Below are 23014 nucleotides of genomic sequence, written 5' to 3'. Positions count from 1 at the left end.
CGGCCGGGTGGGGGCCTTCGCCCTTGCCGGGATGGCCGCGCTGGCCGGCGCCTGCGCCCCGCCGGAGGCGATCGCGCCGCAGCCTGCCGCGCCGCTCCGGGAGACGGGGCGCGTCGCCCAGCGCCGCGACCCGATGCGGGACGTGCGGCTCGTCCCGGCCGAGGCGTACCTGAGGACGTACCTCCGGCTCTTCGGCGGCCTCTCGCCCGCCGAGGTCGAGCGACGCGCGCGGGGGGACGACAAATCGGCGCTCTTCGATACGTGGGGAGACTACCTCGCGGCGCTCGGGCTCCCCGATCACGGCATCGATCTCCCGCGCGGCACGCAGACCAACGCGCTCATGATGGCGGCGTTCGAGCGGCTCGGCATCGCGCTCTGCGATCGCGCCCTGGAGCACGACCTCAAGGCGAGCGTGCCAGTCCCGATCGAGCGCCGGCTCATCTTCGCCTTCGACCTGCCCGCGGAGGATCTCGACGAGCCCGCCTTCGCTCCGCGCTTCGACGTGCTGCACCGGACCTTCCTGAGCTACCCCGCGCGCCTCGCGCCGCCGGACCGGCAGGGGAGGTTCTTCGCGCTCTACCGGGGCACGGTGGCGCGGCACCGCGCGAAGGGCGCGCCGAAGTCGCGGTTCTCGCCGGCCGAGGCGGGGTGGGCCGCGGTGTGTTACGGGCTCGTGCGACACCCGGAGTTCGTGCTGTATTGAGGTTTGCGCTTCCGTCCCGAGCCTCCAAGATCTGCAGAAGGACGGGCTCGCTCACCTGTCCGTGCGCTCGGGCTCCTGCCGCAGCAGGTCGCGTGGCGTCGATCCGGGCGGATGGCGCCGGATGCAGCGCCGGCGTATGCTCCAAGCGTAACGCCATGCACGCGCACAAAATCACTGTCCACGTTCCCAAGTCGCGACGCGTCGAGATCAACCTTCCAGAGGATGTGCCGGAAGGAGAAGCCGAGGTCATCGTACTGGTTCAGAACCAGCGAGAGCCGCGCATGGTGGAAGCTGGGAGCAACGAGAGGCTCCTTGCCGCTTGTCGGGCCGTCGATGGGTGGCGCGAGAACAACCCCGATCGACTTCTGTCGAAGGACCAGATCGATGCCGCGCTCGCCGCGGAGCGCGATAGCTGGGGAGCGCCGTGAGTCGAGTCTATCTTGATTCGTGTGTTCTCATCTATCGAGTCGAGGGCGCGGAGCCCCACAAGGGTTCATCGGATCGCGCGCTGATGTCGCTCGGTTCAAGCAGGGTCTGCATATCCCCTCTTGTCCGCATGGAGTGTCTTGTGAAGCCCATTCGGCTGAATGACAGCAGTCTGCGAGCGACGTACGAAGGATTGCTCTCGGCCTTCGACCTCTTGCCGCTCTCTGCAGAGGTCTTCGACCTCGCGACCGAGCTTCGGGCGCTGCATGGCCTGAAGACCCCGGACGCTCTTCATTCCGCGTGCGCCATTCACCACGGATGTGATCAGATCTGGACGAACGACGATCGGCTGCGACATGTGAGCGGCAGGATCGCCGTGAGGATCATCGGCTGAGCAACATCGAACCGCTGCTCGAACGCGCCCCTGAGGAGGGCAGTCACCCTCGACGTCCAGCGCCTGAACGCCCGCAATCGCCGATGAGCTCGTTCGTGCAGCGCCGGTTCACGCGCTGGCCGCCGCGTTCGACGGCAAGATCGTGCGGGCGCCGCCGGCGTCAGAAGGTACCCTGAGGACCACCCGCGATGCCTCGTCCTGACCCCTGTCCTCGCTGCCACGCGCTCCCGCGCCGCGCGCTGCTCCAGGCCGCCGCAGGCGCGGCGCTCGGCCTGTCAGCGGGCGCGCTCGGCCTGCCGGCGCGCGCGCTCGCCGCGCAGACCAGGGCGGCGGGGGACGAGTTCTTCGTCTTCATCCACGCGTCCGGCGGCTGGGACGTCACGCTCTGGGCCGACCCGCGGAACGAGGCCAGGGGGCTCGTCGACCCGGCGACGACCGACAACACCGACGCCGCGCCGCTCCGCCTCTGGGTCGACGCGCCCGGGCCCGGCGGCGCGAAGACCTTCGCCCCGGTGAGGCCGAAGGGCTCGAACCTCGCGTTCGGCCCCGGCATCGGCGCCCTCGCGGAGCTCTACGACCGGCTGTGCATCGTCAACGGGCTGGCGATGAACACCGTCAGCCACCCCGACGGCATCGCCTTCGCCACCACCGGGAGGCACCTCAGCGGCGGCCGCTCCACGTCGTCCAGCGTCGACACGATCTGCGCGAGCGAGCTCGGCGCGGGCCAGACCTTCCCCGTCGTCTCCGTGCAGTTCCCCTCGGCGTTCGTGGGCGACCGCCTCGACCGCCGCGCCGCCCCGCTCATGGTGGCGGATATCGGCACGATCAGCCGCTCCCTCACCCGCGCGAGGCTCTACGACACCGCCGAGGACCGCGACGCCGTGACCGCGCTCCTCTCCGAGGAGGCCAGGTCGCTCGCCGCGCGCGCCAGCACCACCGGCACCCTGGACGGCTTCGCGCTCCAGTCAGAAGGGCTCGCCAGGATGCTCAGAGCGGGGCTCCAGGACGTGTTCTCCAGGGGCAAGCTCGTCCAGGCGCACCCGGAGTTCAACCATACGGCGCGCTTCGCCAGGCAGGCGGCGGTCAACGCCGCGTTCGCGCTCGAGGCGATGCGGCGGAACGTGGTCCGCTGCGTGAGCTTCTCGAGCACCGGGTTCGACACGCACACGAGCAACTACCGCCAGCACGCGGCCACGCAGCAGGAGCTGTTCGATCTGATCGCCGCCCTCGTCCGCTCGCTCGACGCGACCCCGCACCCGACCCGGGCCGGCAAGAAGCTCTCGGATCACACCCACATCCTCGTGACGAGCGACTTCGCCCGCACGCCGCAGATCAACACGGCGATGGGCCGCGACCACTACCCCAACAACTCCGCGATGGTGATCTCCCCCCGCTTCCGCGGGAACTTCTCGTTCGGCAAGACCGACCCGGAGCAGCTCCTCCCGGCCGCCGCGAAGACGTTCCAGGGCGGCCCGCGCCCGATCGCCCCGCCGGACCTGCTCGCCACCTTCCTGTTCGCCTTCGGCATCGCGCCGCGCGAGCACCTGCGCGACGGCGAGGTCGTGCCGGAGCTGCTCCGGAGCCCGTGACGCTCCTCCGCAGCGCGGCCTCGCGCGCCCTTCTCGCGCTCTCCCTCGCGCTCGCCGGCTGCGCCGGGCAGGCCGCGGCGCCGCCGCAGCCGCTCGCCGTGCAGCCGGTCGCGTTGCCCCTCTCGGCCGAGCTCGGCCCCGTCCGCGCGGTCGCCGACGATGGCCGCCGCGTCGTGCTGTTCCACGACGGCGCCGCGGCCGTCTTCGTGGACGGCGCGCTCGCCCGGGTCGAGCGCGCGCCCCACCGCTGGGTCGGCGCCGCGGCGCTCCCCGCGCCCGACGGCCACGGCACGTGGATCGTCGGCGTCGACGCCGAGGGGCGCCTCCTCAGGCTGCCGGGCCAGGGCGCGCTCGAGCCCGTCTCCGATCGCTACGGCCTCGAGCGCGCCCCGGTGCGGGCCGCGCTCGGCCTCGGCGGAGGCGGCGCCGCCTTCGCGCTGGACGGCGAGCTCGCGGTGGCGGACGGCGCGACGGTCACGCGCTACGCGACCGGGCCGCTCGCGACGTTCGCGGCGGGCGGCGGGCGCGTGGCCTTCGCGCTCGGCGATGGGCTCCGCGCCCTCGACGTCGCCACGCGGGCGCTGCGGTCGTACCCGCTGCCGGACGGCCCCGCGCCGCTCCTCGCCGTCACCGGCGCCGGCAGGCTGCTCGCGGCGACGCCCGCGGCGCTCTACGAGGAGGACGCCGCCGGCGTGCTGCGCCTCCGGCTGCGGGCGAGCGCCGCGCTCCACGGGCTCGCCGTCTCCGGCGATCGCGTGTGGTTCGCCGACGGCGACGAGCTCGGCGTGCTCGACGGGACGGGCGCGCGCGAGACCCGCGGCGCGCGCCTCCCGCGCGGCGGGGAGCTCATCGGCTCGCCGAGCGGCGACGTGTGGCTGCTCGCGTCGGGCGCCCTCCGGCGCTTCTCGGCGGGCGACGGCGACGCCGCGCCCGCCTGGGACGACCTCGCGCCGGTCGTCGCCCGCGCGTGCGCGCCCTGCCACCTCCCGGGCGGCGAGGGCGGGGTCGACCTCTCCACGCCCGCGGCGTGGACGACGACGACGACGACGACCTCGCTGCGGGAGTCCATCGCGCGCCGGGTCCTCGAGGAGCGGACCATGCCGCCCCCGGGGCGCGCGCTGTCCGAGGCTGATCGCGCGCGGATCCGCGCGTTCCTCGGCCGCATGAGGCCGGCCAAACCGTGAGGCGCGCGGCCGTCGCCGCGGCGCGCCCGTCTTGCGCTACCCTGGGGCACCACCGCGAGAGGAGAGCTGCCTGATGATGTCGTTCAGCCCTGATCCACACGTCGCTGAGCAGCAGATGCAAGCCATCATCTACTATCTCACGGGGTTCGGTTACATCGACGGCCAGCTCGACGCGACGGAGAAATCGTTCATCCGCGGCTACATCCAGGAGCTCGTGTCGCAGCGCGCGCGCGACGCCCTCGGCCAGGAGGCCCCGGCGAACCAGGACGTCATCGCGCGGTGGACCGCCCACTTCCACGAGGTGTTCGCCGAGGTCGACCACCAGATCCAGACCCTCTTCACCGAGAGCGTCGCCGACGGAGAGGACCCGAGGGACTTCGTCCTCGCGAAGATCAAGCTCCGCTGCTTCGAGCTCCTCGACGGCTTCGACGACGACAGCCGCGAGGCGCTGCTCGCGATCGTCGACGGGCTCATGCTGGCCGACGGCGTCGTCCACCCGAACGAGCAGCGGTTCCGCGACGAGCTGTTCGCCCTGCTCGCGGCCCCGACCGAGATCGAGGACGTGGACATCGAGCCGGTCGAGCAGGGCGCGATCGTGATCGATCCTGCCACGCGCAAGAAGGCGCGCGAGGTCGATCACCCCTTCTTCAAGGCGTTCGAGTGGGACTACGCGAGCGACCCCGCCACGTTCGCGGAGCAGGCCAAGGTCGACCTCGACCTGATGCGCAGGTTCGAGGAGAAGCTCGAGGAGCAGCGCGCGCGCGGCGCGGGCCGGCTCGACGGCGCGACGGACTTCTCGGGCTTCGCCGGGCAGCCGCCCTTCCTCGACGGCCACATCTACGTCGCCTCGCCCGACCCCGCGGAGGAGGTCGAGCTCCTCGTCATCGGCGACCTGCACGGCTGCTACTCGTGCCTCAAGGCGGCGCTGATGCAGGCCGACTTCTTCGCCAAGGTGCAGGCGCACCGCGAGGACCCGGCGCATAACCCCCGGATGATGCTCGTGTTTCTGGGCGACTACATCGACCGCGGCAGGTTCAGCTACAACGGCATCCTGCGCACGGTGATGCAGCTCTTCCTCGCCGCGCCCGACAATGTCTTCGTGCTGCGCGGCAACCACGAGTACTACGTCGAGCTGAACGGCCGCGTGCTCGCGCCGGTGCGCCCCTCCGAGGCGATGAGCTCGCTCGCGGCGATCGCGCCGAACGAGGTGTTCGCCGCGTACATGCGCCTCTTCGAGGCGCTCCCGAACATGCTGATCTTCGATCGCATCCTCTTCGTCCACGCGGGCGTCGCGCGCGACGACACCCTCGCCGCCAAGTGGCGGTCGCTGTCCTCGCTCAACGACCCCGAGATCCGCTTCCAGATGCTGTGGAGCGACCCCAGCGAGGCCGACGCGATCCCCGCGGAGCTCCAGCGGGCCACCGCCCGATTCCCGTTCGGGAAGCGGCAGTTCAAGAGCTTCATGCAGAAGATCGGCTGTACCACCCTGATCCGCGGCCACGAGCGCATCCCGGAGGGCTTCCGCGTCGTCTACGACGAGCCCGACGGCGTGCTCCTCACCCTGTTCTCCGCCGGCGGGAAGACGAACGACGATCTGCCGCCGACCAGCAATTACCGCGAGGTCACGCCGATGGCGCTCACCATCCGGTACAAGGGCGGAGTCAGTCAGCTCACGCCCTTCGTGATCGAGTACGAGCGGTACAACGACCCCAAGTACAACGCGTTCTTCCGCGAGCAGCTCCCGTCGCTCGAGATCTCCGCGTGAGACGGGCGCGCCCGCCGCTGACGGGCGCGCGCGCCGACGCACATCGGCGCTGATCGGCCGATGGGTGGGATGACGTCGCCTGCGCGCGAGCCGCGCGCTGCCGAACCCGCGCGCTGCCGAACCCGCGCTGCACCTCGACGACGTCGTCACGGTGTGCCGCTCCGCCTGGCACACCGTTGCCTGGCATGCCATCGAACCCGCATGAAACTCCTTCAATCGATGGGCTTATCCTCGGGCGACCGAGGGCACGCGGATTGCAATGCATCCGGCATGCATCGCCGCTTATCCCTCGGTCTTGGCTTGCTTACCTCTCTCCTGCTCGCCGTGGGCTGCGGTGGGGCGGAGAACAACGGTGGACCGGGCGGCGGGGGCCCGGGCGGCGGCGGTCCGGTCGCGGGCAGCGGCGGCGGATCGGTCACGGGCAGCGGCGGCGGCTCGGTCGCGAGCAGCGGCGCCGGCGGAGAATTGCCGGCCCGGTGCGCGCTGCCGCAGGACGTCGGCCCCTGCGACGCGGCGATGCCGCGCTACTGGCACGACCCGAGCACCGGCGTCTGCGTTCCGTTCACGTGGGGCGGCTGCGAAGGCAACGAGAACCGCTTCGAGTCGCTCGCGGCCTGTCAGGAGGCCTGTCAGGGCGGCGCCCCGGACATGGATACATGCGCGTCGGCGGGCGATTGCGTCCTCGCCTCACCGCGCTGCTGCGCCTCCTGCGACCCTGTCGACGCCAGCGCGTTCGTCGCCATCCACCGCGAGTCGGCGGCGGATTATTCGGTCTCCACCGGGTGCGGGGACGTGGCGTGCGCGCCGTGCCCGCCGGCCACCGAGGCCGAGCGCACCTCCCAGTACTTCACCGCCGCGTGCGAGAGCGGGCGCTGCGTCGTCCTCGACGTGCGCGAATCCCCGCTCACCGAATGCACGGAAGACGCTGACTGCGCCCTGCGCGACGGCGTCGGGTGCTGCGAGGGGTGCGACGGGACAGGCATCGTCGCCCTCAACCAGAGCGCGGATCTCCGCGGCATCGTCTGCCCCGAGGGCTTCGGCGCGTGCCCTCCGTGCGCGCCGGTGTATCCGGAAGGGATGACGGCGAAATGCTCGGAGGGCAGGTGTCAGCCCTCGATGCCGTGAATGAAGGCGTCCGCGGCATGCGCCATCAGGCGCCGTCACCCGAGCCGTAGATAAGGCTCTCCCCGCCACCCACAGCCGGCGCCTCCCCGGCCGCAGCCGAGCCGCGGCGCGTCACCACCGCGCTTCGGCATCGCCCCTGAACGGATCCAGCGCGCGGACGAAAAGCGCCCACGGCGCGCTCGCCGCGTTGACGGTCGGCGCTCGTCGCCGATAGCCTGTCTCGGGACCCGCTTGTACATTCTTGCTTTTCGACCTCTCCACGAAGGGAGCTGCCCTTGAAACGAAGCACCCCGAGGATGTTGCTCGCGGCCCTCGCGCTCTCGAGCGCGGCCGCGTGCTCGGGAACCGACCGAGCCCCGGACGGATCCTCCAGCTCTGGCGACGGCCCCGACCCTGGCACCGGCCCTGACACCGGCGTCCAGTGCGCGCCCGGCGTCACCGCGCCCGGCCCGACGCCGCGGCTGACGCGGCTCACGCACGCGCAGTACGACAACACGATCCGGGACCTCTTCGGCAAGGACATGAAGGCCTCGGCGTCGTTCCTCGCGGACCCGGCGTTCGAGGGGTTCACCAACAACGCCAGGGCGCTCACCGTCTCCGACCGCCTCGCCCGCGATTACCGCCGCGCCGCCGAGACCATCGCGGAGGGCGCGGTCGTCGACCAGGCCGTGCTCGGCAAGATCCTGCCCTGCGCCCCCGAGGGCGACGGCGCCGCGTGCGCCAGGCGGTTCATCCAGGAGCTCGGCAAGCGCGTCTACCGGCGGCCGCTCTCGGCGGAGCAGGAGGAGGCGTACGTCGCCGCGTTCGCGCGCGGCGACGGCCTCTTCGAGGCGGGCACGCCGTTCGAGCAGGGCGTCCGGCACGTGATCGAGGCGATGCTCCAGTCGCCGCACTTCCTCTACCGCGTCGAGCTCAGCGAGGAGCTCAATGGCGAGGACATCATCCCGCTCGACGGCTACGAGGTCGCGACCCGGCTCTCCTACCTGCTCTGGAACAGCCTGCCCGACGACGCGCTCCTCGCGGCCGCCGAGGGCGGGGCGCTGGGCACGCCCGAGGGCGTGGAGGCCGAGGCGCGGCGCATGCTGGCCGATCCCAGGGCGATGAGCGCCCTGGACGACTTCCACGACCAGTGGCTGCAGGTGAGCCGTTACGACGACCTCACGAAAGATCCGGCGCTCTATCCGGATTTCGACGCGAGCGTGTCGTCGGCCATGAAGGCCGAGACACGGCAGTTCATCCGGCACGTCGTCCTCGAGATGGAGGGCGATTACGAGGCGCTGATGACCGCGTCCGTCGGCTTCGTGAACGACAAGCTCGCTCCGATCTACGGCGTCGAGGGCTCGTTCACGAGCGAGCTCGTGGAGACGCCGCTCGACCCGGGCGCGCGCGCAGGGCTGCTCACGCAGGCCGGCTTCCTGAGCTCGCACGCGTTCTTCAACAAGACGTCTCCGATCCACCGCGGCGTGTTCATCCAGCGCCAGATCCTCTGCGCGGACCTGCCGGACCCGCCGGCGAACATCGACACGGAGCTGCCGCCCATCCAGGGCGAGATCAGGACGACGCGGGATCAGGTGGAGGCGCACACGTCCCCGAAGGCGTGCAGCACGTGCCACGGCATGATCAACCCGCCCGGGTTCGCGTTCGAGCACTTCGACGCGGTCGGCCGGTACCGCGCCGACGAGGGCGGCGCGCCGATCGACGCGTCCGGCACGATCACGGTCGGCGCGACGGAGATGCGCTTCGACGGGGCGGTCGACCTCGTGAAGCAGCTCGCGCAGAGCCCCGTCGCGGAGCGGTGCTATCTGACGAACTGGTATCGATACGGCAATGCCCGCCAGCTCTCGCCCGAGGACGCGTGCACGATCGAGGAGCTCGACGCGAAGCTCGTCGAGGCCGGGTACAACATCAAGGAGCTGCTCGTCGCGCTCACGCAGACGAAGACGTTCAGGTATCGAGCCGCGGAAGAGGTGGAGCAATGAATCGCAGAACGTTCTTGCGGGGCGCGTGCGGGGTGATGCTCGGCCTCCCGTTCCTCGAGTCGCTGCGGGCGCGCGACGCCAAGGCCGACGCGCCGGCCGCGCCGCGCCGGTTCATCGCCTTCTTCATGTGCAACGGCGTGAACATGGACCGGTTCTTCCCGGGCACGGCGTACGGCGCGCTGACGGCCGCCTCGTTCGGCGCGGAGCGGGCGATCGCGCCGCTCGCCGCGTACCGGGACAGGCTCCTGATCCCGCGGGGCATTCACATGGCGCCGCGCGGCTTCGGGCGGGACATGAGCGCGGGCGACGATCACGCGAAGGGGATCGGCTGCAAGCTCACGGCGCAGCCGCTCGTCCAGGGCAGCCAGTACCCCGCGGGGATCTCGCTCGATCAGTTCATCGCGAACAAGATCAACCCGCCGGGCACGCCCGCGCTGACGCTGATGGTCGGGGCGAAGACCCCCAACGTGCGCGGGCACATCTCGTACAGCGGCCCCGAGCAGCCCGTCTCGGGCGAGAACAACCCGTGGCTCGCGTACCAGGACCTCATCGGCGTGACGAACCTCGAGGAGGAGGCGATCGTGCGGCTCACGAAGCGCCGCCAGAGCGTGCTCGACCTGGTCGGGGCCGAGTACGAAGGCCTGCTCAAGAAGAAGCTCAGCAAGGCCGATCGCGACAAGCTCGACATGCACTTCCAGACGGTGCGCGACCTCGAGGTGGGCATGGGCAACGCGGGGGTCATCCCGCGGGAGCTCCCGCCCGAGCGGGCGGCGGAGATCGAGGGGATCAACCCGGAGACCGTGTCGTTCGACGCCGAGTTCCGGACGATCGGCCGCATGCAGATGGACATCCTCGCGCTGGCCATCGCGACCGGCGCGACGCGCTCGGCGACGCTGCAGTGGGGCTCGGGCGCGCACGGGCCCATCTTCAGGTGGGACGGGATGAACCACGAGTACAACCACCACAAGCTCTCTCACGGGAACACGAAGGACGACGACACAGGGAGCGTCGTGGACGGCTACGAGGAGATGCTCTTCGACATCGATCGCTGGTTCATCGGCGAGTATGTCTATTTGCTCGACCGGCTCGCGGGCTATGACGAGGGCGGGACCTCGGTGCTCGACAACAGCGCTGTCGTGTTCATGAACGAGCTCTCCAACGGGAAGTGGCACGACTTCCGCGACCTGCCGTACATCATCGCGGGGAGCTGCGGCGGCTACCTGAAGACGGGTCAGTACATCAAGGTGACGCGGCAGCAAGACACGGTGCAGGACAAGGACGCTCCCCACAACAAGCTGCTCACGACGCTCGCGAACGCGGTCGGCTGCACCGAGGAGGGCGGGGGTCCGATAGAGAACTTCGGCTCCTTCGGCGAGGAAGGCGAGTTCGACCAGCTGAAGGCCTGAGCAGCCCATCTCGTGGCCAGGCGTCGGCCTGCGCGCCGGAGCGCCGCGCCGGCGCTGCCTGGCACATCCCCTGCTATCCAGCTTCGTCCTCAAAAGGAGCGCTGCCTTTTATGATGAAGCGACCTTCCCGACGGACATTCCTTTCGACAGTGGGTGCCGGCGTCGCGCTCAGCGCATGTGCAGGAAGCGCGCAGGTGGGGCAGAACGCTACATCCGCGAGCGGGGGTTCTCAGGACCCCCCCGAGGGGCCTGCGCCCGGCGCGCCCGGGGAGAAGGACGTCGAGCTGCCGGCCGGGGGCGTGATGCCGACGAGGCCTCTCGGGCGGACCGGCGTGAACGTCAGCCTCGTGGGGCTCGGCGGATTCCATATCGCGAAGCCAAAGGACGAGCAGGAGAGCATTCGACTCGTCCGCTTCGCGATCGATCACGGGATCAACTTCCTCGACAACTGCTGGGATTACAACGAGGGCAGGAGCGAGGAGCTGATGGGCAAGGCGCTCCAGGACGGCTATCGCCAGAGGGCCTTCCTGATGACGAAGCTCGACGGCCGCACGCGCGCCGTCGCCGAGGCCCAGCTCGAGCAGTCGCTCCGGCGGCTGCGGACCGACGTCATCGATCTCGTGCAGATGCACGAGATCATCCGGATGAGCGATCCCGAGCAGATCTACGGGCCGGGCGGCGCGATGGAAGCGCTCGTGGCCGCGAAGAAGGCCGGCAAGATCCGGTTCATCGGCTTCACCGGCCACAAGGACCCGGACATCCACCTGGCCATGCTGCAGATGGCGGAGCGCCAGGGCGTGCCGCTCGACGCCGTGCAGATGCCGCTCAACGTGATGGATCCCCACTACCGCAGCTTCGAGAAGAAGGTGCTCCCCGTGCTGACCGAGCGTGGCATCGGGGTGCTCGGGATGAAGCCGTTCGCCAGCGGGGAGATCATGAAGACCGGGGCGGTCTCGGCGACCGACTGCCTGCATTACCCCATGAGCTTGCCGACGTCGGTGGTCATCACCGGCTGCGACACGATGGGTGTCCTCAAGCAGGCGCTCAGGGCGGCCTACACCTTCCAGCCTCTCGGCAGCGAGCGCGTCTCGGCGATCCTCGCGCGCACCGCCGCGCTCGGGGCCACGGGGAAGCACGAGCAGTTCAAGACCACGGAGCGCTTCGACGGGACGACCAAGAATCCGCACTGGTTGACGACTGCGGAGGTCTGAGCCCGCCCGGCGGCGCGTGATCTGGTGAAGAGAGGGCCGGGGGAGCGCCGCGCTGGAGCGCGTCTTCCGTTCAGAAGCTGAGGCCTCCTCTCGAATTCTTCGGAGAGTTCACAGGGAGGCGGGGAGACGGGGAGGAAATCTGAAGATACTCCCCGTCTCCCCGCCTCCCTGTTCAATTTCCCGCTGAAAAGGGCTGCAAGAGGAGGGGATTCCTCGGGTTCAGAAGCCGAAGGTGGGATCCCTCTCGGCAGCTCCCTTGCTGGTGGGCGCGGCCGGTGCAGGCCGCCTGGGCGGGGGAGGGGACGCCGGGCGCGCCGGCCTCGCCGCCCTCGCGGCGCCCGATCCGGACGCCGCCTGGGGCGTGGCGGGTTCGGCCGAGGCTGACGAGGAGGCGGCGGGGAGGGCGCTCGAGGGAGGCGTGGCGGGCTCCTGCTCGACCGGTGCTGGCGGCGTGGCGGGCTCCTGCGCGACGGGGGTCGGCGGCGCGGCGGGCTCCTGCGCGACGGGCGAAGGCATGTCCGCCGGCGTGACGGGCGCGTCCGGAGCGGGCGATCGAAGCACGACGACGGCGACGATACCCGCCGCGACCGTCAGCGCGCTGGCGACAACGGCGGGCAGCGCCCTGCTGGACGAGGATCGACGCTCCGGTGGCGCGGGGAGGGCGCCTCCCACGGCCTCCAGCGTGCCGCCCGGGCCTGGGACCCCGCCAGGTACCTGCATGCGGCCCGCGACGACCGTCTCGCCCGCAGGGAGCGTGCCGCCGGCGCCGACGCCGACATCGAGGGCCACCGTGCCGCCCCGGAAGGCCGGCGCGCTGTCCGAGCCCGGCGCGCCCAGCGCCGGTGCGTTGCCAGAGCCCGGGGGGGCGTGAGACGGCGCGCTGCCCAGCGCCTGTGTGTTGCCAGAGCCCGGGGGGGCGTGGGACGGCGCGCTGCCCAGCGCCGGCGCGCTGCCCAGCGCGCTGCCCGACCCGTGCACGGCGAGCGCCGGCGCGCTGCCTGCGCCCGGCCTGCCCAGCGCCGGCGCGCTGCCCAGCGCCGCGAGCGCGCCGGTCGAGTCCATCGCGTCGCGCGGCTCCGGGAGGGGCGTGCGGTGCACGGCCGCGGCGAACGCGTGGGCGAGCTCGCTCGCGCTCTGGAAGCGCTCCGCGGGCTCGCGCTTGAGCGCGCGCGCCAGGAACTGGTCCAGCTCGGGCCAGATGTCCGGCGCGAGCTGCGACGGGACCGGGATGTCGCCCGTGCAGATCTCCACGAGCACGTCGCCGAGCTCCTCGCCGGGGAAGGGGAGCTGGCCGGTGACGCACTGGAAGATGATCACCCCGAGCGACCAGAGATCGCTCCGGTGGTCCATCGTCTTGCTCCGGCGCACCTGCTCGGGGCTCATGTAGTGCGGCGAGCCGATGAGCGTGCCCGTCTTCGTCGCGTCGGCGGCCAGCCCGGTGCCGGTCGTCTTGGCGACCCCGAAGTCGAGGATCTTGACGACCTCCTCGCCCTGGCGCGCGAGGAAGATGTTCGCCGGCTTCAGGTCGCGGTGGATGAGCCCCACCTCGTGCGCGCGGCGGAGCGCCTTGCACACCTGGACCATGATGCCCAGCGTCTCGGCCGGCGCGAGGCGCCCCCGGCGCACCAGGTACGCCGCGAGATCCTCGCCTTCGAGGAGCTCCATCGCGAGGTAGGGCGTGTCGCCCTCGAGCCCGTAGTCGTAGACGTGAACGACGTTGGGCGTCCGGAGCTGGGCCGAGGCCTTCGCCTCGCGCTCGAACCGCGCGCGCGCGACCGGGGAGTCGGCGTGCTGCGGCCTCATGAACTTGATCGCGACCTGGACGTCGAGCTGGAGGTGCCGGGCCACCCAGAGGAAGCCCATGGCGCCGCCCGCCAGCGGCCGCTCCAGGCGATACTTCCCACCGACGACGCTCCCCGCTTCAAGCGACAGCATGCGTTCGAGCCTTCCGCGTCCCAGGGTCCTTGCGTACGGGCCCACGGGGTCTAGCAGAGGCGGGGCCCAGTGTCGCCGTTCTTACACCTGCTGGCATCTCGCCTCATCATGCCATGGCCGAGGCGACGCGACGAAGGCCGAGCGCGGGCGGGCTGCTGTCGCATCTTCTCCTCCCGCGCGATCCGCAATGTGAGGCCGAGGGGGCGCGGTGCCGCGGGCGCTCCCGCCGCTCCTGCACCGCCGCTCCATGTGCTCGATCGCACACCGTGTCGCGTGCGGTCGCGATGAAATTTTCTGCTTGTGCGGCAGCGTTCTCCGACGTGGAGGGCCTCCAGCACGACGCGCGGGTTTCCTGCATCGACGGCGAGGCCGTCGCGCTCGCTCGCCGCAGCGCCATGCGCAGCGACGCGGGCACGCGCCGGGCGCGTCCGGCGCCGAGCGCTGCCGCAGCTGAACGGGCGCCCCGACCGTGTGGCGTCGCGCGTGCAGTTCCGATCGAGGTGAGCGCAAGCGAGCCTCCTCCCCGGTCAATTCCTGTCTTAGCGCAGGCTGCGAGGAGGAGCGCCGACGAACAATCCATGTGGGCGTCGACTCCGGTTCGGGCATAGCCTCCCGGAATGGCACGCACTGCACCCTTCCCGAATATCCCGGCGATTCCTGGCATGAACCCCGGCGTGTTCATCATGGGTGGCGGAGCTGGCAGCGGCGGCCGCGGCGGGCCGAACGGAGGAGCGGGACAGAACCGGCAGGGCGCCAATGGCCAGAACGGCGGCAACGATGGCCAGGGCGGCGGCCGCGGCGCGAACGGATGCGGTCAGGGGAGCGGCGCAGGCTGTCCGAACCCGGCCCACGGAGGCGGCGGAGGCACGGCTGCCGGTGATCCGGTCGATATCGCGGACGGGAGGGTCTTCACCATTCCGCAGCTCGATCTGGTCCTACCAGGCCCGCTGCTCCTGCTCTTGCATCGATCGTACTCGATCGTCGGCGCGCGAGCGCGATGTTGGCCTCGGTCCTGGGTGGTCCCACTCTCTCTCTCTCGAAATCGAGGTGCGCCGGCGGACGATCGTGGTCTTTCGGCCGAACGGCACGATCGCCGTGCGGCCGCGCCCTGACGTCGGCGCCGAGGTGGACCTGGGCGGCGGTGTTCGCCTCAGGCGTGATCCGGAAGCCTACGTGCTGGTCGACGCCGATGGGCTCGTCCACCTGTTCGAGCGCGCTCCTGGCGGCGAGGAGCGATGGATCCTGGGCGCCATCGCCGATCTCAGCGGTAACCGGATCGTGCTCGCGTACCGCGGGCGCGATCTCGTCTCGATCACCGATAGCGTGGGAAGGATCGTGCACGTCCGCCGCGACGCGCGCGGGCACATCGTCGCCTTTGATATCGACGGCGGTGGCGGGAGAGCTGTCCGGTATCGAACCTACCAATACGATGCTGCCGGCGATCTCGCGGCCGTGTACGACGGCGATGGTCATGCAGTCCGCTTCGCTTATGACGAGCATCGCCTCACGCGCGTTGCATATGCAGGTGGGCTGCGGGTCCACTACCGATACGACGAGCGCGGACGATGTGTTGAAACATGGTGTGATTACCCGGAGGGGGTCGACCCGGCGCTGGCCAACGACGTGCCAGAGTACCTCGCCGACGGGCGGACCCAGGCGAAAGGGGTCCTTCACTGCCGGTTCGAGTATGCGGAGGGTTATACCGAGGTCATCAATTCTCTGCAGGTGCGCCGGTACGAGATCAACCCGCTCGGAAAGGTAGACAAGGCCACGAATGGCCGTGGCGTGACCACGGTCGCGTACGACGAGCACGGGCATCTGAGGACGTACGCGGACGAGAACGCGGCCTCCACGACCTACCACCGGGACGCCGGAGGGCGCCTCGTCGGCACCACGGACCCCACCGGAGCGACGACGCGCTTCGCCTACAATCAGCGGGGCAACCTCGAGGAAGTCGTCGACGCCCTCGGTCACTTCGCGCGTTATCATTACGACGCGTACTCGCGGCTCGTCGAGACGGTCGACGAGCTCGGCAGCGTCATTCGCTTCGATCATGACAACCGAGGCCAGCGCGTGCGCGCCACGATGCCGGACGGGGCCGAGACGGTGTTTCGATACGACGCACACGGCAACCTGGTCGAGCTCGTCGAGCCGCACGGCAAGCCGCGCAGGCTACGCTACGACGAGGTGGGCCGAGTCGTCTCCTTCGTGAACGAGGAAGGGCACGCCACCGAGTTCTTCTACGATGGCCGCGGCCTGCTCACCACGGTCCGGATGCCCAACGGCGGCGTCCAGCGCGTCGAGCACGACGCCGACGGCCGCCCTGTCCGGCTGTGCGGAGCGGACGGCGGGGTTTATCAGCTCTCGTGGGGAGGCTACGGCCTCGTGCACGAGATCCGCAAGCCAACCGGCGAGTCCGTCCGCTTTCGCTACGACCGCGAGTGCAACCTCGTGCAGGTCATCAACGAGCGCGGCGAGGTACATAGGCTCCTGCGCGATGTGGCCGGGAGGGTCGTCGGGGAGCGCACCTTCGACGGGAGGAGCTACGAGTATCGACTCGACAATGCGGGAGACCTCGTGGGCACCCGGAGCGGAGGCGGGATGACGGTCGAGATGACGCGCGACCCGTGCGGTCGCGTCACCGACCGGAGGTATGCGGACGAGACCGCCGAACGCTTCGAATACGACCCTCTGGGCCGCCTGATCGCCGCGGAGACCGAGCACGTCCGGTGCGAGTTCACGTACGACGCGCGCGGCCGCCTCCTCAGGGAAACGCAGACGTTCGATGGACGGACGCACGCGGTCGAGAGCGATTATTCACCTGCTGGGCACCGTACCGCGCTGCGCACCTCCCTCTGCTTCGCAGCGAGGTTCGAGCCGAACGTTATGGGCCGCCCTGCGCGGGTTCTCCTCGGCGGGGATGCCGCGGTCGCGTTCGAATGGGACGCGCTCGACTCCGAGACGGCGCGCGTCCTTCCCGCGGGAGGGACGGTGCGGAGCCGCTTCGACGTGATGGGCTTCCTGGTCGAGCGTCATGTGGTCACGCCCGGCGCGCGGGCGCCCGCCCCACAGGAGCCGCAATGGGTCGGTCGCCTGCCGCCAGGTACGACGTTCGCGGTCGGCTACGCCTACTCTCCTGGAGGTGAAGTGATCGCGGAGCACAGGGCGGACATCGGTCGGCGCCACCTCTCGTACGATCCGATGGGGCGCATCCTGGCGAGCCTCCCCGCGCATGCGGGCGCGGAAGCCTATGCGTATGACGAGGCCGGCGCCGTGTACGAGACCTCGTCCGGCGCTCCCGGCCGCTCGTACGGACCGGGCGGCGTGCTCGCGCGGCGTGGTACCGCGGAGTACGTGTACGACAGGGATATGCGCTGCGTCGAGCAGCGTGAGCCCTCCACGCAATCCACAACGCGCTACGAGTGGAACGCTCGCGGTATGCTCGCCGCGGTCGTCCGGCCAGACGGGACGCGGGTGGAGAATGTCTATGATGCCTTCGCCCGGAGGATCGCCAAGCGGGTCATGACACCGGACGGCAAGGCCGCGACGACTCGGTTCGTGTGGGACCGAGATGTCCTCGTCCACGAGGTGAAGGAGCCGGGCGCAGCCGGCCAGACGATGTCCTACCGGACATATGTTCATCGGACAGAGGGGCCTCACCCGCTCGCTCACCGGGACACCGTGGTCGTCGGCGACGATCGACGGGACTCGGAGTGGGTGCATTACATCCAGGGGCAGGGCGAGCATCCGGCGGTGCTCGTCTCGGGCAGGGGAGAGGTCCTGGCAGACCTCCGTCCGACGATCTGGGGCCACGTCGAGCCCTCTGCGAGCGCGCGTGCAGAGACGCCACTCCGGTACCCCGGGCAGTACTTCGACGAGGAGACGGGGCTCTGCTACAACCGCTATCGATTCTACGAACCGCGGATTGGCCGGTACGTGAGCCCCGATCCTGTCGGTCTGCTCGGCGGCCTGGATCCGTTCGCTTATTGCCATCAGCAACCGTTCCGGTTCCACGACCCCCTCGGGCTCGCCCCGCCCGTCACCACCGAGGTCAGCGGCAGCGCCGGCTCGTTCCGCCAGGACAGCGGCGGTCAGCCGGGCAGGATACATCCGGTCGTCGAGTCGGCGTTCCCTCCACGCGCTCCGGACAACAACGGCATCTATCCGGGCCACCGCAGCGGCGGTATTCCACCTGGTCAGTCGCCCACGGCGTGCGGCGAGCCGCGCGCGCTCAGCAGATACATCGAAGCATGGGAGGGGCAGCACCGGAGGGATCCCACGACCGGGCAGGTGCGGCCGCTCGACCCGTCGAACCCGAGCGATCACGGTGACATCCAGCGCTGCTTGCAGTCCATCGATGGCATCAGCTCGACCCAGCCTCGGAGCGACGGCACGGTCGGCGCTCGGGCGCCGTGCCCTAACTGCAGCCAGCTCCTCGCGAACCTGCATCAGCAATACGGTCAACCCAATCCCTCGGTCATCCGGCCCGGGGCGACCTCGAGGGACGGGACGGACAGCACCAATTTCTCGCCACCGAGCATGGACTGGGTCCGTGCCCAGCAGGCGGCCATCGCGGCTGGGCGCGGGCGGAGCGGACCGCAGCCGCCGGTCACGCACACGCGCGGCTCGGACGGCAGCCTCACGCCGAGCGCCGTGCCGGCACCGACCGGGCCGGCGTACCCTCCGCACTCCGGTTACGGTACGGTCTATCCGTGAGGCAATGAGATGACCGAAATCAGCGTAGATCCGTCCGAGCGACCGAGGGCGAGCCTGGCATTGCTCGATGTCTTGAGCGAGCACGCCGCGGCTGTGCTCGATCGGCTCGACGTCCGGCGCGACCCCTCAGGGACCTGTTTGCCTATCGAGCTCGCCCGCATGCTCGCCGGGCGTGGTTTGCCTGTCTATGACCCCGTGCTGGAGCTCGAGGCGCGTGCGGGCGGCGTCGTCCTCGGCGACAAGACGCAGCTCGCCACGTTTCGCGCACTCTCGAGCCGCCCCGATTTCGGACCTTCCGACGCCCTCGTCTTCAGAGGGGAGGTGCTCCTGCCGATCCACGGCTCCGAGCTGATGGAGTTCTGGATGGACCGCGAGGGCACGATCTATCGAGGCTGGCCTGCCAGCCCGCCCTGGGATCCGGAGGACTCTGGCTTCTGCGCGCCTGTCTATGCGTCCTACATCACGATGTTCGAGCGTTATGCCTTCCAGCGCGAGCCGTGGTGGGGCGCAGCGGGTGGGCTCGACGATGGATACGGGTGTTCGTTGACGGTCCATGGGCACCTGATCGGTGAGGCGATGGCGCAGGCGCTCGCGGTGCCGGCCTTCAGGCCGGCGTGGGATCAATACGCGCGCATCTGGCATGGTAACGCGGCGCACGTCGAGGAGGCGAGCATGCCTGGCTACCACGTGCACACCAGGGCCGATCTCCGGTCCATCGACGATCTGGTGCGGGCCCTCGAGACGATCGCCCCCCTCATGGACCGTGCGCCGCTCGACATCGGCGTTCCCGAGCGAGCCCTCGTGCAACCTGGCGAACGCGAAACCCTGCGTTTTCGGGGTCTGCAGCCGGGCGATCGTCCCATGGACATCCTCGTCTACGGTGGACCGGGCAGTTACCGCATCGAGGTCCATCGGCTCTGAGCGCGTGCGTGGCGTGGTCCCGCGGCGCCTCGGGCACGCCGCCCTTGCCCTCCGCAGGCTCTCGCCGGCAACCTCCCGGCCGCCGCGTACCCCGCCGCCGCGTACCCCGCCGCCGCGTACCCCGCCGCCGCGTACCCCGCCGCCGCGAACCACGGACGAGCCCGTCTGCTCGCGCCGGGCGCGCGCTCTTCCGTCGCGCCGGGGAGTCTTTGCGGCATCCAGTACTAAGCTGCGCGTGGCATGGCCGACGCCTCCGCGATCACCGCCGTCCTGGGTCCGACCAACACCGGCAAGACCCACCGCGCCATCGAGCGCATGCTCGCGCACGACTCGGGCATGATCGGCCTGCCCCTGCGGCTTCTCGCGCGCGAGGTCTACGACCGCGTGACCACCCGGGTCGGCGAGGCCCGCGTCGCGCTCGTCACCGGCGAGGAGAAGCGCGTCCCCAGGCGGCCGGACTACTGGGTGTGCACCGTCGAGGCGATGCCGATCGACCTCGAGGTCGACTTCCTCGCCATCGACGAGATCCAGCTCGCCGCCCACGACCAGCGCGGCCACGTGTTCACCGAGCGGCTGCTCCTCTCGCGCGGGCGGCGCGAGACCTGGTTCCTCGGCGCCGACACGATGCGGCCCCTCATGTCCGAGCTCGTCCCCACGGCCAAATTCGTCCAGCACCCGCGGCTCTCCCGCCTCGCGAGCGCCGGCGCCGGCAAGCTCTCGCGGCTGCCGCCGCGCAGCGCCGTGGTCGCGTTCTCGACCCCGCAGGTCTACGAGATCGCCGAGCGGCTGCGCGCGCAGCGGGGCGGCGCGGCCGTCGTGCTCGGCGCGCTCTCGCCGCGCACGCGCAACGCGCAGGTCGCGATGTTCCAGTCGGGCGAGGTCGACTACCTCGTCGCCACCGACGCGATCGGCATGGGCCTCAACCTCGACGTGCGCCACGTCGCGTTCGCCGCCCTGCGCAAGTTCGACGGCCGCGACGTGCGCGACCTCGACCCCGCCGAGCTCGCGCAGATCGCCGGCCGCGCGGGCAGGCACCTCGCGGACGGCACCTTCGGCACGGTCGCGCCGCTGTCGCTCCCCGACGGCGTCGCGGCCGCGATCGAGGCGCACCGCTTCCCCGCCGTGCGGCGGCTGCGCTGGCGCAACAGCGAGCTCGACCCGAGCTCGATCGACGCGCTCCTCGCGTCGCTCCGCGAGCCCCCGCCCGCCCGCAGCCTGAAGCTCGTTTACGACGCCGAGGACGCCGCCGCCCTGGCGCGGCTCGCCGAGGACCCGGAGATCCGCGCCCGCGCGCGCGGCAGCGAGGCCGTGGGGCTGCTCTGGGAGGTGTGCCGCATCCCCGACTTCCGCAAGCTGCTGTTCGAGTCGCACGTCGCGCTCCTCGCCGAGATCTATGGGCAGCTCTCGGGCCCGAGCGCGGCGCTCGACCCCGGCTGGATGGCCGCGCGGGTGGCCGAGATCGACGACGTGGGCGGCGACATCGACACGCTGATCACGCGGATCGCGTCGATCCGGACGTGGACCTACATCTCGAACCACGGGCGCTGGGTGCGCGACGCGGGGGCGTGGCAGGACCGCACGCGCGCGATCGAGGATCGCCTGAGCGACGCGCTCCACGAGCGGCTGGTGCAGCGCTTCGTCGAGCGCGGCGGCGGGGCGGCGGGCCGCTTGCGGGCGGCGTCGAGCGGGCGGGCAGGAGCGCGCCCGGCGCAGCGCCGGCCGGAGGTCGAGGAGCCGGTGCAGGTCGCGCCCGATCACCCGTTCGCGCGCATCGCGGCGATGCGCGCCCTGCTCGCGCCGGGGCCGGCGGCGCCCGCGCCCGAGGACGACCGGGCGCGGTGGGTCGAGTCGATCGTGGGGGCGCCGCACGAGCGCCTCTCCGTCGACGTGGCCGGGCGGATCTTCGACGGCGAGCAGCTCCTCGGGCAACTCGCGCGCGGCCCGGCGCTGCTCCTGCCCGACGTGCGGCTCGCGGCGCTCGACGACCTCGGCCCGGGGGCGCGGTCGCGGGTCCTGCGGCGGCTCGTGGCGTTCGCGCGCGATCTCGTCGAGGAGCTCCTCGCGCCGCTGCGGTCGCCCGGGGTGCGCGGGCTCCAGGGGGCGGCGCGCGGGATCGTCTACCAGCTCGAGCAGGGCCTCGGGACGGCGGCGGCGCGCGACGCCGGCGATCAGATCGCGGAGCTCGCGCCGGAGGACCGCGCGCTCCTGACGGCGCACGGCATCGAGGTGGGCGAGCGCGTGATCTACGCGCAGCAGCTCCTCCGGCGCGGCGCGCTGGAGCGCCGGCTCGCGCTGTGCGCGGCGTGGTTCGACCGGGGCCGCGTGCCCGCCTGCCCGGCGCCGGGCGCCGTGTCGGTGGCGGTCGCGCGGGGCGTGGACCCGAGGGCGTACGCGGCGATCGGCTACCCGGTGTTCGGGACGCGGGCGATCCGCGCGGACGTGGCGGAGCGGGTGCACCGGGCGCTCGTGAGCGGCGAGCCCGCGGCGCGGCTCTCGAGCTGGATGGGCTGCCCGGCGCGGGAGGCGCCCCGCGTCGCGGCGTCGCTGCTCGGGTAGGCGGGAACGGGCTCTCTGGCAGGGCGAGCGGCGCGCGCTCTGCGGAGGGTTCTCGGTCGGCTGTGGGACGCTGAGCTACGGATAGGCTAGCTCGAAGGCCGTCACGAGCTTGCTGGTCAACTCCTGAGGAATCCCCTCAAATTCTTCGGAGAAATTCACAGGGAGTCGGGGAGGAAAATCTTCAATCACTCCCCGCCTCCCCGCCTCCCTGTTGAATTTCTCCGCTGAAAAAGGCTGCAGCGAGCGGCTGGGCGGGCCTCGCTGGGACCGAGCCGCGCGCGCGTAGACGAGGTCAGATCTGGCCATCGTGGTCCGTGTCCATGAGAGCCATCGCGTCCACCTGAACGGGATCTCGTCGCAAGCGCCATCGTCGCATGGCCGCCCCACAGCCGTCCGGTGTCCGGCGCGGGAGGCGCCGCGCGCTTGAACGAAGCCCGCGCGCGGACCCTGCGTTGCGCCTACGGCGGATCCGGGGGATTCGCCGCTGGCGTTTGCGGCGCGGCGACGGTGAGATAGCCGATGAGCGCGTCCGAGATTGCCCGCAGGAGGCCGCTCTCCTCGACGCCCGGAGGCGGATCGAGGGCCGCTGCGTGGACGAGCTCCTCGAACATGCGCAAGACCACGTAGGTGGCGAGATCGAGATCCGGCTGCGCGATCTCCGCGCTGTGGCGCGACAGGAGCTGCCGCGTGCTGTCGAAGACCGCCTGGCTCGCGGCGCTCAGCGCGCGCCGTTGCTCCAGCGTCGGGAGGTCGGCGTGGAGGAGCCGCTGTAGCCGCGGCTCGGTCCGATGGACCTCGAGGCCCCTGGCGACGAGCCTCTCCGTCGCCTCCCTCAGCGAGGCGCCGCCGTCCACCGCGCCGACCTGCTCGAGGAGCCGGAGCATCTGGCGCACGTGGCGCTCGTGCAGCGCGGTGACGAGGGCGTCCTTGTTCGGGAAGTACTGGTACACCGACCCGACGCTCACGCCCGCGATCCTGGCGATCCGGTTCGTGTTCGCCCCCTCATAGCCATGCTCGTCGAAAACGCGAGCTGCGGCCTCGACGATGGTCTCGACGAGGAAGCGCGAGCGCGCCTGGCGAGGCTCTTTGCGCGGCGTCTGTGGG

16 protein-coding genes are annotated in these 23014 nt (G+C 71.1%); 14 read left to right on the top strand and 2 right to left on the bottom strand.

The genetic code is table 11. From position 1 onward, the window contains the following. Positions 1-7 precede the first annotated feature (7 nt). The 10 genes from WME76_RS36610 to WME76_RS36565 all read left to right on the top strand — a co-directional run bounded on the left by WME76_RS36610 (position 8) and on the right by WME76_RS36565 (position 11782). Complete coding sequence (locus WME76_RS36610) at positions 8-703, top strand: hypothetical protein (protein ID WP_437956824.1); 696 nt, start codon at positions 8-10, stop codon at positions 701-703. A 155-nt stretch (positions 704-858) separates the two neighbouring features. Then, complete coding sequence (locus WME76_RS36605) at positions 859-1131, top strand: hypothetical protein (protein ID WP_437956823.1); 273 nt, start codon at positions 859-861, stop codon at positions 1129-1131. Further along, positions 1128-1523, top strand: a complete 396-nt coding sequence (locus tag WME76_RS36600) for a type II toxin-antitoxin system VapC family toxin (protein ID WP_437956822.1) — start codon at positions 1128-1130, stop codon at positions 1521-1523. The genes WME76_RS36605 and WME76_RS36600 overlap by 4 nt, the downstream gene beginning before the upstream one ends. A 188-nt stretch (positions 1524-1711) precedes the next feature. Next, positions 1712-3112: a DUF1501 domain-containing protein gene (locus WME76_RS36595; protein WP_437956821.1), complete on the top strand. Its 1401-nt coding sequence runs from the start codon at positions 1712-1714 to the stop codon at positions 3110-3112. Further along, positions 3109-4296: a c-type cytochrome gene (locus WME76_RS36590; RefSeq protein WP_437956820.1), complete on the top strand. Its 1188-nt coding sequence runs from the start codon at positions 3109-3111 to the stop codon at positions 4294-4296. The genes WME76_RS36595 and WME76_RS36590 overlap by 4 nt, the downstream gene beginning before the upstream one ends. Positions 4297-4411: 115 nt before the next feature. Next, on the top strand, positions 4412-6061 hold the full coding sequence (locus WME76_RS36585) for a metallophosphoesterase family protein (RefSeq protein ID WP_437956819.1): 1650 nt from the start codon (positions 4412-4414) through the stop codon (positions 6059-6061). Positions 6062-6361: 300 nt separating this feature from the next. After that, a complete protein-coding gene (locus tag WME76_RS36580; RefSeq protein WP_437956818.1) occupies positions 6362-7186 on the top strand; it encodes a BPTI/Kunitz domain-containing protein in 825 nt (274 codons plus the stop codon). A gap of 275 nt (positions 7187-7461) precedes the next feature. Further along, on the top strand, positions 7462-9165 hold the full coding sequence (locus WME76_RS36575) for a DUF1592 domain-containing protein (protein ID WP_437956817.1): 1704 nt from the start codon (positions 7462-7464) through the stop codon (positions 9163-9165). After that, positions 9162-10571 (top strand): DUF1552 domain-containing protein, encoded by a 1410-nt coding sequence (locus WME76_RS36570; RefSeq protein ID WP_437956816.1) that lies wholly within the window; start codon positions 9162-9164, stop codon positions 10569-10571. Before WME76_RS36575 ends, WME76_RS36570 begins: the two co-directional genes overlap by 4 nt. A 194-nt stretch (positions 10572-10765) precedes the next feature. Beyond that, the gene (locus tag WME76_RS36565; RefSeq protein WP_437956815.1) at positions 10766-11782 is read left to right on the top strand and encodes an aldo/keto reductase; all 1017 of its coding nucleotides are present in this window, start codon (positions 10766-10768) and stop codon (positions 11780-11782) included. Positions 11783-12001: 219 nt separating this feature from the next. Here WME76_RS36565 and WME76_RS36560 read toward each other — a convergent pair whose 3' ends face one another. Next, positions 12002-13717, bottom strand: coding sequence for a protein kinase domain-containing protein (locus WME76_RS36560; RefSeq protein ID WP_437956814.1), 1716 nt, complete (start codon positions 13715-13717; stop codon positions 12002-12004). A gap of 617 nt (positions 13718-14334) precedes the next feature. On the opposite strand from WME76_RS36560, the gene WME76_RS36555 reads away from it, so the two are divergent. The 4 genes from WME76_RS36555 to WME76_RS36540 all read left to right on the top strand — a co-directional run bounded on the left by WME76_RS36555 (position 14335) and on the right by WME76_RS36540 (position 21910). After that, the gene (locus tag WME76_RS36555) at positions 14335-14829 is read left to right on the top strand and encodes a DUF6531 domain-containing protein (protein WP_437956813.1); all 495 of its coding nucleotides are present in this window, start codon (positions 14335-14337) and stop codon (positions 14827-14829) included. Then, on the top strand, positions 14783-18433 hold the full coding sequence (locus tag WME76_RS36550) for an RHS repeat-associated core domain-containing protein (protein ID WP_437956812.1): 3651 nt from the start codon (positions 14783-14785) through the stop codon (positions 18431-18433). The genes WME76_RS36555 and WME76_RS36550 overlap by 47 nt, the downstream gene beginning before the upstream one ends. A gap of 9 nt (positions 18434-18442) precedes the next feature. After that, positions 18443-19354: a hypothetical protein gene (locus WME76_RS36545; RefSeq protein ID WP_437956811.1), complete on the top strand. Its 912-nt coding sequence runs from the start codon at positions 18443-18445 to the stop codon at positions 19352-19354. A 240-nt stretch (positions 19355-19594) separates the two neighbouring features. Next, a complete protein-coding gene (locus WME76_RS36540; protein ID WP_437956810.1) occupies positions 19595-21910 on the top strand; it encodes a helicase-related protein in 2316 nt (771 codons plus the stop codon). A gap of 458 nt (positions 21911-22368) precedes the next feature. Here WME76_RS36540 and WME76_RS36535 read toward each other — a convergent pair whose 3' ends face one another. Next, on the bottom strand, positions 22369-22956 hold the full coding sequence (locus WME76_RS36535) for a TetR/AcrR family transcriptional regulator (protein WP_437962194.1): 588 nt from the start codon (positions 22954-22956) through the stop codon (positions 22369-22371). Positions 22957-23014 lie beyond the last annotated feature (58 nt).

Source organism: Sorangium sp. So ce119 (assembly GCF_051524405.1).
GTDB classification, from domain to species: Bacteria; Myxococcota_A; Polyangia; order Polyangiales; family Polyangiaceae; genus Sorangium; species Sorangium cellulosum_G.
The sequence above is the reverse complement of the archived record's forward strand: the minus strand, read 5'-3'. Positions and strand labels throughout refer to the sequence as shown.